This window comes from Allobosea sp. (assembly GCF_036675845.1).
Classification (GTDB): Bacteria; Pseudomonadota; Alphaproteobacteria; order Rhizobiales; family Beijerinckiaceae; genus Allobosea.
In genome coordinates this window covers 24,464-33,392 of sequence record NZ_JAKFED010000147.1, presented here as the reverse complement: position 1 = coordinate 33,392, position 8,929 = coordinate 24,464, and the positions used below count along the sequence as shown (strand labels likewise).

The window sequence follows — 8,929 nt, the reverse complement described above, 5'->3', positions numbered from 1 at the left end:
TGTCGAAGAGGTGGATGCGGGCGCTCATCGCCGCATTCTCAGCCGGTAGCGCAGCACCTTCGGCATCACCATGGCGAGCATGACGAGCTTGATCGCGAGCGAGAGCGAGCCGGCGGGGCGGATTTTGGATTTCTGGGTCATGATTGCTCGTTGCTCTTGTCGCGGATGAGACCGACGCAGGCGGCCAGGAAATCTGCCGCTTGCCTGACGGCAAGTTCGGCCTCGCTGCGCTCGTGAACACCGTCCCCATAGTCCGCGAACAATCGAAGCTGCTCTTCGCGCCCGATCAGGCGCCCGATCTCCAACGGCATGAGGCCAGCCTTAACGACCCGCAGATTGAAAAGCCGGATGAGTCCGCTATGCGTTTTCACCTCACGCGTATCGAGACCGGAAACCGCCTCCAGAACGCCGCGCGCCGCATCATAGCAGGCATAATAGGCGCGATTGACCTCGCCATCGAGATCACCGGCAGCCAGCAGCAATTCCGCTGAGCGCAGCGACTGCTCGGCCTTTCCGACACGCGGCCTCATGAGCCTAGATCCACTGGCCGCCCGTCGCGCTTCGCCGCGATCAGCAGGTCCGAAAATCGCCCGCCGGGCTCGCGCATCTCCCATTGAGCGAGCGTGAACGGCCAAGGCTGAATCATCACCCCGGCATCTGTCAGCGCGTCGAAGCCGAGATCGATCAGCCGCATCTTCTCGTCGAGCGCCGACCCCTGAAACGACCTCAGAATCACGGCGAGATCGGCATCGCTGTCGGGACGATGGTCGCCCCGAGCGCGGCTGCCGAAGAGATGGAGGCCGACCAGCCGCTCCCGATAAACGTCACCGGCGAGGCGGGCATAGTCGGCGAGAGCACGCGCCACCGCGGCGTCGCTGGGCGGCGCAAGCAGGGTCAGAACATCGCTCATCGCTTCACCTCCCAACCCGTCGTGAGCTCGCCGGTAGCCGGATCCTTGCCGTCCATCAGCACGATGCCCATGGCGACCAGTTCGTCGCGGATGCGGTCGGATTCGGCGAAGTTCTTGGCGCGGCGGGCTTCGAGGCGGGCGGCGATGAGCTTCTCGATTTCGCTCTGAAACAGCGCATTAACCTTGCCCGGTCGTTGAGCCGCAAATTCGATACCGAGGAAACCCAATGAAGCACGGAGTTCGTTTGCCGCGCGGGTTTGGCCTTCGATGATTTCTGCCGCACTTAACGGGCCGTCAGAAACCACTCCGCTCGCTTGACGAGCAATAGCGTCAATCTCTGCGAGGACCGCTGCCGTGTTTAGATCATCGGAAAGCTTGCTTGTGACAGCATAAGGAATTTCCGAACCGTCTTCGGAGCCAAATTTCTCTAGGATGCGGCTGTAACGATCCAGCTTTTTCTCCGCCTCCTCCAGCGCCTTCACCGTCCAGTCGATCGGCTGGCGGTAATGCGTCTTCAGCATCGCGAGCCGCAGCACTTCGCCGGGCCATTTGCGCCCACCGAAGCTCTCCGTCTCCAGCAGCTCGTTGATGGTGACGAAGTTGCCGAGGCTCTTCGACATCTTCTCGCCCTCGACCTGCAGGAAGCCGTTATGCATCCAGATGTTGGCCATGCGTGCGGCGCCCTCCGCGCCACCGAAGGCGCAGCAGGACTGCGCCATCTCGTTCTCATGGTGCGGGAAGACGAGGTCGATGCCGCCGCCATGGATATCGAAGACGTTCTTGCCGGGATCGTCGCATTGCAGGCCGCCGCCGAAGGGCTCGAGCAGCGCCTTCATCGACATGGCCGAGCACTCGATATGCCAGCCGGGACGGCCCGGAGTGGCGATTCCGGCGGGCGAGGGCCAGCCTGGATCGACGCCGTCGCGGCTCGGCTTCCAGAGCACGAAATCCATCGGGTCGCGCTTGTAGGGAGCGACATCGACGCGGGCGCCTGAGATCATCTCGTCGAGCGAGCGGCGGGCGAGCGAGCCATAGCGCGGCGCGCCCTTCATGCCGGCCACCGCCGGGACATGGAACAGCACATGCTCCTCGGCGACATAGGCGACGCCGCGGGCGATCAGCCGCTCGATGATCGCCTTCATCTCCTCGATATGGCCGGTGGCGCGCGGCTCCTCGGTCGGCCGCAGATTGCCGAGCGCGTCGACATCGGCATGGAACTGCGCCGTCGTGCCTTGCGTGACCCTGGCGATCGCCTGGTTCAGCGGCAGATCGGGAAAGTCGCGGGCCGCCCGCGCATTGATCTTGTCGTCGACGTCGGTGAGGTTGCGGGCATAGCGGACGTGGCTCTCGCCGTAGAGATGGCGCAGCAGCCGGTAGAGCACGTCGAAGACGATGACCGGGCGGGCATTGCCGATATGGGCGTAGTCATAGACCGTCGGCCCGCAGACATACATGCGCACGTTCTTGGGATCGACGGGGGCAAAGGCCTCCTTCGTCCGCGTCAGCGTGTTGTAGAGCCTGAGGTTCGGCTGCATCGAAGCGGTGTCCTGACGAAAAGGCGACAAAAACGGCATATCCTGGCCGCTGGCCGGGGCGCTGTCTGTCTTTTCGTTGGAACGAGGACGTGAGCAGCCGGCCAGCGAAAGCTAGCGGCAAATCAGACAAATAATGGCAAGGGCTCGCGTCATCATGCTCGTGAATGCCTGCCGCGTACGCTTACGTCAAGTGGCAGTGCTGCAACGCTTGCCGGCCGATGCGCCACGCACCCCGTTCATCCAGCGATTCCGGCTCTGGCTGCCGCAATCCCGCCACAAGCGCCGCCCTCTTGTGCGCCGCAACATCAATGCCGGCACTTCATCAGATTTTAAGCGTTCGGAACCAAGCTGCCATGTCGAAGGTTCAGAGCCCGTCGAAGCTCAAGGAAAACATCATGCGCCGCGCGGTAGCTCTGGTCGGATTGTTCGGCATCATCGGGGCCGGGCTCTCGCTTGCCGTGCTGCCCTCGACCGACACGGTCGCTGCTCCCAAGGCCGAGCGCACCTATCTGATCCCCGCCAACGACGGCTACGGCGTCGCCGATTGCATCGCCAGCAAGGCCGAATGCGGCCAGATCGTCGCCAATGCCTGGTGCGAGGCGCAAGGCCACCGCGTTGCCACCGCCTATGGCGTCGCCTTGCAGGAAGATTTCACCGGATCGACCCCGCGCCCGGCCGGTGCGTCCGCCGCGGAGCAGCCGCTGGCGATCACCTGCAGCGGCTGAGCCCGCCGAGCGGAATCTCGTCAGATCGACGCAAGCCGCACTCTGAACAGCCGCGGATCTGGCCCGGCTGCATCGGGGACCGTCGGCCAATGATCCGTCCAGCGCTCGCTACCGCCCTCGTCCTGACGACGCTCTTGCCGGCCCATGCCTTCGAGGGCCGCTATCGCATGCTCGGCGGCAGCATGACGATCCGCCCGGCCGGCGCCGGCGTGCTCAAGGTCGATATCGAGATCGGCAGCAGGAGCTGCGTCGGCATGATTTCGGCGCGCGGCCGTGTCCAGGGCGATAAGCTCGTGGCCGAGGCCGAACGGGAAGGCGAGGTCTGCCGGCTGGATATTCGCCGCAAAGGCCGCAGCCTCATAGTGTCGGAGAGCGGCCAGTGCACGACTTTCCACGGTGCGAACTGCAACTACACCGGCAGCTATACGCCCCGCTAGAGCCGACGCCCGTCACCTCACCCATTCCGCGCATTTCGCAACTTCGCCCATCCCGCCCCAGGGCATGATCGGCACGCTCGAGGTCGAGTTCTGCGGCGAGCCGTCGATCAGCTTGTCGGTATAGACCATGTAGATCAGCACGTTGCGCTTGACGTCACAGCCGCGGACGATCTGCATCTTCTTCCAGATCAGCGAGCGGCGCTCGCGGAAGACGACGTCGCCTTGCGAGAACTTCTCCTTGAACTTGATCGGGCCGATCTGGCGGCAGGAGAGCGAGACGTCGGAGACCTCCTCGGCAACGCCGAACATGCCGGAGACGCCACCCTTCTCGGGCACGGTATAATGGCAAGCCACGCCCTCGACCACCGGATCGTCGACGCCGTAGACGGCGAGCTTGTCGTCGGGGGTCATCATCTTCCAGACGGTCGACTTCCGGAAGATCAGGTCCTCCTGGGCCTGTGCCGGCGAAAACGCGGCGCTGCCGAGGGCGAAAGCGGCCAGAACGGCCAGGACATGACGACGAAACCGCATTCCGTATTCTCCCGACGCTTTTCGTATGACGCCGGCAGGATATGGGATGCCGCAGCCCGGCGCGCCAGTGCGTTGGAAAGCGGGCGCGACCGCTGGCCGGTTCAGCCCGCCAGCGGCCTGAACGCCAGATAGGCGGCGGCGATCGCGCCGATCACGCCGAGCAGGAACAGCACGAGCTTGATGCGCGTGAAGCCGCTGGCGAAGGCGACCGTGCCGTCCTCGACCGCCGGATAGCGATCCAGCAGGCGGGCGACGGCGAGATTCTCGGCGATGTCGCAGAGCCCGCCGAAGAGCCAGCCGCCGCCGCAGAGCGCCGCGACCCACCAGGGATAACCGCGCATCGACAGGCCGGCGACGATGACGCCGCCGACGATGGCATAGGTCAGGGCGACCGCAGCGTCGGCGGGCAGCAGCCTGTTGCGGTAGAGGGCGCGCTTCTTCTCGCCATAGGCGGTGAAGAGTTTTTCGACATCGTCCCTGGTGAAGCCGTCCCAGTCGCTCTCCAAAGCGCGGGCGACGCCGAGCCGCCCGGCCCAGAGCCCGACCAGCCAGAACAGCAGCATCACCAGTGCCGGACCCCAGAAGAAGAAGGCGAGCGGGATCAGCGTCGGGTAGAAGGGCGCGAGATCGTCCATCTGGCGGCAGGCTCCGAAATGCGTGGTCGGAGCGACGTTATCGTGCTTGCCGCGCCAGCGCCACGGCCTCGCGCAGAACTTCGAGCTCGCCGATCTGGTTGGCCAGAATCAGCACCAGCCGCGCATTCAGCGCGGCGCTGTGGGCCTCGTCGAGATCGCGATGCGCCTCGGCGAGGAGCCGGTAGGCAGCGTCGGGATCGGCGAAGCGGCTTTCGCGCGCGAGGCACCGCGGCTCGCCCTGCCCCGGCTCAGTCTGCTCCGGCTCGGTCGGCTCCGGCTCGGTCATGGCGCACGGCCCTCCAGTTTCTCGATCGCGCCGGCGATGTCGGCCCGGCTCGTGGCATGGAAGCGGGCGGCGGCATGCCCGTCCGGCCGCAGCACGACGGCGTCGCCGGGTGCCAGCCCATAGCGCCGGCGCAGGATGTCGTCGCCCCCGGCAGCCGGAACGACGGCGACCGTCTCCGGTGGCGCAAGCCCAGCGGCATCGCCGATCACGACGGGTGTCCCCGGCGCCAGAGCTTCGCTCAACCAGGCAAAGCCCCCAACCCCGTCGGAGAGCGGCGCATCGAGAAAGGGCGCACCGGGCGGCACGCCGCCGGCCCAGCCGGAATCCGGCGTCGAGAGCGGCGAATCGGCATAGGCCGTCGGCAGCGAGAGCCTGCCCGAATTGACGAAGCGCTTGCCGAAGCCGGTCAACGGCGCCAGCGCCAGCGACGCCTCGCGCAACAGCCGTTCGCCGGGCGAGCGCGGCGCGATGAAGTCGGTCGCCCGCGTCGAATTGAGGATGTTCTCGTCGGCGGCCGCGCCACGCTCCAGATCGTAGCTGGCGATGAGCGAGGCCGGGCTTTTCCCCTGCAGCACCAGCGCCAGCTTCCAGCCGAGATTATCGGCGTCCTGGATGCCGGAATTGGCGCCGCGCGCGCCGAAGGGCGAAACCTGGTGGGCGGCATCGCCGGCGAAGACGACGCGGCCATGGACGAAACGGTCGAGCCGGCGGCACTGGAAGCGGTAGACCGAGACCCATTCCAGCGCGAAATCGGCATGGCCGAGCATGCGCTCGAGGCGCGGGCGGACGATCTCGGGGCGCTTCTCGTGCTCGGGATCGGCGTCGCGGCCAAGCTGCAGGTCGATGCGCCAGACATCGTCCGGCTGCTTGTGCAGCAGCGCGGAGCGGCCGGAATGGAAGGGCGGGTCGAACCAGAACCAGCGCTCGGTCGGAAAAGCGCCTTTCATCTTGACATCGGCGATCAGGAAGCGGTCCTCGAAGGCCTCGCCGCGGAATTCCAGCCCGAGCAGGCCGCGCGTCGGCGAACGGGCCCCGTCGCAGGCGACGAGCCAGTCGGCCGACATGGCGTATTCGCCCTCTGGGGTGGCGATGCTGATCTCGGCACCGTCCTCGCGCGCCTGCAGCCCGACCAGGCGGTTGCTCCAGCGCAGGTCGATCAGCGGCTCCACCAGCGCCGCTTCGACCAGTGCCGCCTCGACGTAATATTGCTGGAGGTTGATGAAGGCCGGCTGCTTGTGGCCGGCCTCGGGCAAGAGGTCGAACTCGTAGAGGACGTCCTCGCCGCGGAAGACCTTGCCCTTCTGCCAGGTAACGCCCCTGGCGACCATCGCCTCCGCCAGCCCGAGCCGGTCGAAGATCTCGAGCGTGCGCTTGGCGAAGCAGATGGCGCGCGAGCCTTCGCCGATCCGGTCGGCATCGTCGAGCAGCACGACGGGAACGGCGCGGCGCGCCAGGTCGAGCGCCAGCGTCAGCCCGACCGGCCCGGCGCCGACGATGACGACGGGGTGCCGGACCGGGACGACTGCATCCTGATCGGGCGACCGGCGATAGGCGAATTGGCGACCGGGCTGCATCAGCGCCGCCCGTTGACCGATATGCGATACGTATCATACACTGCGTCATGATCCTGAGCTTCGCCGACCGTGACACCGAACGGCTGTTCCGGGGCGGAACCTGTCCGGCACGCTGGCGCTCGCTCGAGAGGACGGCGGTCCGCAAGCTCGACATGCTCGATGCCGCGACCGCGCTCGGTGACCTCCGCTCGCCACCGGGCAACCGGCTCGAAGCGCTCAAGGGCGAGCGCCATGGGCAGTGGAGCATCAGGATCAACGACCAATGGCGCCTCTGCTTTCGCTGGGACGGCGAAGGGCCGGAAGCCGTCGAGATCGTCGACTATCATTGAAGGGCGAGAGCCATGGCACGTATCCGAACTCACCCCGGCGAGGTCCTGCGCGAGGAGTATCTGCTGCCCCTCGGCATGAGCGCGCGCGCGCTCGCCAAGGCGCTCGACGTGCCGGGCAACCGGATCAGCGACCTGGTGCGGCAGCGCCGCGACGTCTCCGCCGACACGGCGATCCGGCTCGGCCGCTATTTCGGCACCGACCCGCGCTTCTGGCTCAACCTGCAAGCGGCGCACGACCTGTCTCGGGCAGAAGCCGAGCAGGATTATTCCGCGGTCAACCCGCGCGCGGCCTGACGCGATCCGAGTCGCCATCACCCCAGCGCCTCCGGTCCCTCGAGCCCCAGCGCCTTCAGTTCGGCAGCGCGGCGCCCGGCATCGAAGGCGAGAAAGTATTCGTCGAGTTGGGGTGGCGCGATGGCGGTGCCGGCGAGCATCGCATGCGCCTGGCCGCGATGGTGGATCTGGTGCTGGAAAAGATGCGCCAGCAGGTCGTCGACGCGCTCTTGCACGATGCCGTCCTCGCCCCGGTCCGTCGGGACGGTCCGGGCGAGCAGGGCCTCGTCCTGCGCATCGCAGAAGGCGACGAGCCGGCGGTCGCTGGCGAGTTGCGCGGTCCGCAGCGGCCCCGCCGCCATAGGCCGGAGAGCGTCGAAAACCCTCAGCCCGCGACCGCCCTCCTCCAGCATGTCGAGATAGTACAGATCGATGGAGAGGCTGTGGTTCAGCGTCTCGTGCAGGGAGGGGAAGAAGCTGGTGCGCTTCGCCCTGAACTCGGCCTCGCTCAGTTCCGTGCAGGCACGCAGCAGCCGGTCGTTGGACCAGGCGTTGTTGCGTGCCGCCTTGCGGAAATGAAGGGCGAGCGCCATCGCCCTATCCCCGCAGATCCAGCCACATCTGGCGGTCGCGCTCGTCGGTCCAGATGCGCGGATGGTCGAGGCCACCGGCCTCGTCATAGGCACGGGTGACGTTGAAGGGCAGGCAGTGCTCGAAGATGACCCACTCGCCATAGGAAGGCGCCAGTGTCTCGTGCACCCGCTCGAAGGTCTCGCGCAGCGAGCGGCCGGCAGCGACATGGCCCTTCACCGCCTCGTAGAGATCGGACAGGAAGGCACGCGTGCCCTTGATGCCGTCGCCGACCATCGCCCGGTTGGTCAGGGCCGCGCCGCGGCCCGGCACCATGGCGGCCGGGGCGAAGCTCGCCAGCGCGTCGAGCGTCGCCGGCCAGTCGCTGAAATGCGCGTCGCCGCAATAGGGCGTCGCGCCGTATTCGACGAGGTCGCCGGCGAAGATCACGTTGACGTCCGGCACCCAGGCGACGATGTCGCCGGCGGTGTGGCCGCGTCCGAGCCTCATCAGCCGGACCTCGCGGCTGCCGAGCCAGATCGAGGCGTTGTGCGAGAAGGTCGCGGTCGGCCAGGTCAGGCCCGGGCGGATCGATTCGGCGCCCTGAAAGAGCCGCGGGAAGCGGCCGATCTCGCTCGCCTTGTCCTCCTCGCCGCGCTCGACGATCATGGCGCGGGCGGCATCCGAGCAGACGATCTCGCGGGCGCCATAGGCCGGGGCGCCGAGCACGCGCACGGCGTGGTAATGCGAGAGCACGACATGGCTGACCGGCTTGTCGGTGACCTCGCGCACCTTGGCGATCACCCGCTGCGCCATGGTCGGCGTCGCCTGCGCGTCGAAGACGAGGACGCTGTCGTCGCCGACGACGATGCCGCTATTGGGGTCGCCCTCGGCGGTGTAGGCGTAGACGCCCCGGCCGATCTCATCGAAGGAAACGGTCTTCTCGCCGAGATCGGCAGTGGAGGCGAAGGCGGGGCCGTCGGACATCGTCAGAACCTCATCCAACAAAGAGCTCGGAAATCACCGTCATTGCGAGGAGCGCAGCGACGAAGCAATCCAGGGGCCGTCGAACGAGCCCTCCTGGATTGCTTCGCTGCGCTCGCAATGACGCAAAGGGGTCGGCG

13 protein-coding genes are annotated in these 8,929 nt (G+C 66.9%); 4 read left to right on the top strand and 9 right to left on the bottom strand.

All coding sequences use genetic code 11. From position 1 onward, the window contains the following. Positions 1–137 precede the first annotated feature (137 nt). The 3 genes from V6M56_RS16445 to cysS are packed head-to-tail and all read right to left on the bottom strand — an operon-like array spanning position 138 to position 2,445. Positions 138–530, bottom strand: coding sequence for a HEPN domain-containing protein (locus V6M56_RS16445; protein WP_332685232.1), 393 nt, complete (start codon positions 528–530; stop codon positions 138–140). Continuing rightward, complete coding sequence (locus tag V6M56_RS16440) at positions 527–910, bottom strand: nucleotidyltransferase domain-containing protein (protein ID WP_332685231.1); 384 nt, start codon at positions 908–910, stop codon at positions 527–529. Before V6M56_RS16440 ends, V6M56_RS16445 begins: the two co-directional genes overlap by 4 nt. After that, a complete protein-coding gene (gene cysS / locus V6M56_RS16435; RefSeq protein WP_332685230.1) occupies positions 907–2,445 on the bottom strand; it encodes a cysteine--tRNA ligase in 1,539 nt (512 codons plus the stop codon). Before cysS ends, V6M56_RS16440 begins: the two co-directional genes overlap by 4 nt. Positions 2,446–2,798: 353 nt before the next feature. On the opposite strand from cysS, the gene V6M56_RS16430 reads away from it, so the two are divergent. Next, positions 2,799–3,170, top strand: a complete 372-nt coding sequence (locus V6M56_RS16430; RefSeq protein WP_332685229.1) for a hypothetical protein — start codon at positions 2,799–2,801, stop codon at positions 3,168–3,170. A gap of 89 nt (positions 3,171–3,259) precedes the next feature. Beyond that, the gene (locus V6M56_RS16425) at positions 3,260–3,607 is read left to right on the top strand and encodes a hypothetical protein (protein ID WP_332685228.1); all 348 of its coding nucleotides are present in this window, start codon (positions 3,260–3,262) and stop codon (positions 3,605–3,607) included. Positions 3,608–3,619: 12 nt separating this feature from the next. Here V6M56_RS16425 and V6M56_RS16420 read toward each other — a convergent pair whose 3' ends face one another. The 4 genes from V6M56_RS16420 to V6M56_RS16405 all read right to left on the bottom strand — a co-directional run bounded on the left by V6M56_RS16420 (position 3,620) and on the right by V6M56_RS16405 (position 6,633). After that, a complete protein-coding gene (locus V6M56_RS16420) occupies positions 3,620–4,138 on the bottom strand; it encodes a CreA family protein (protein ID WP_332685227.1) in 519 nt (172 codons plus the stop codon). A 101-nt stretch (positions 4,139–4,239) separates the two neighbouring features. After that, entirely contained in the window at positions 4,240–4,773 is a 534-nt protein-coding gene (locus V6M56_RS16415; protein ID WP_332685226.1) for a hypothetical protein, read from the bottom strand. Between the two features lie 37 nt (positions 4,774–4,810). Further along, a complete protein-coding gene (locus tag V6M56_RS16410) occupies positions 4,811–5,059 on the bottom strand; it encodes a DUF2783 domain-containing protein (protein ID WP_332685225.1) in 249 nt (82 codons plus the stop codon). Continuing rightward, a complete protein-coding gene (locus tag V6M56_RS16405) occupies positions 5,056–6,633 on the bottom strand; it encodes an FAD-dependent oxidoreductase (RefSeq protein WP_332685224.1) in 1,578 nt (525 codons plus the stop codon). Before V6M56_RS16405 ends, V6M56_RS16410 begins: the two co-directional genes overlap by 4 nt. A gap of 47 nt (positions 6,634–6,680) precedes the next feature. Here V6M56_RS16405 and V6M56_RS16400 point away from each other — a divergent pair, with 47 nt between their 5' ends. Further along, on the top strand, positions 6,681–6,962 hold the full coding sequence (locus V6M56_RS16400) for a type II toxin-antitoxin system RelE/ParE family toxin (protein ID WP_332685223.1): 282 nt from the start codon (positions 6,681–6,683) through the stop codon (positions 6,960–6,962). Between the two features lie 12 nt (positions 6,963–6,974). Next, the gene (locus V6M56_RS16395) at positions 6,975–7,256 is read left to right on the top strand and encodes a HigA family addiction module antitoxin (RefSeq protein ID WP_332685222.1); all 282 of its coding nucleotides are present in this window, start codon (positions 6,975–6,977) and stop codon (positions 7,254–7,256) included. Between the two features lie 17 nt (positions 7,257–7,273). Here the strand turns inward: V6M56_RS16395 and V6M56_RS16390 are convergent, their stop codons facing one another. Continuing rightward, positions 7,274–7,828, bottom strand: a complete 555-nt coding sequence (locus tag V6M56_RS16390) for a DinB family protein (protein WP_332685221.1) — start codon at positions 7,826–7,828, stop codon at positions 7,274–7,276. Between the two features lie 4 nt (positions 7,829–7,832). After that, complete coding sequence (locus tag V6M56_RS16385; protein ID WP_332685220.1) at positions 7,833–8,792, bottom strand: MBL fold metallo-hydrolase; 960 nt, start codon at positions 8,790–8,792, stop codon at positions 7,833–7,835. Positions 8,793–8,929: the final 137 nt, after the last annotated feature.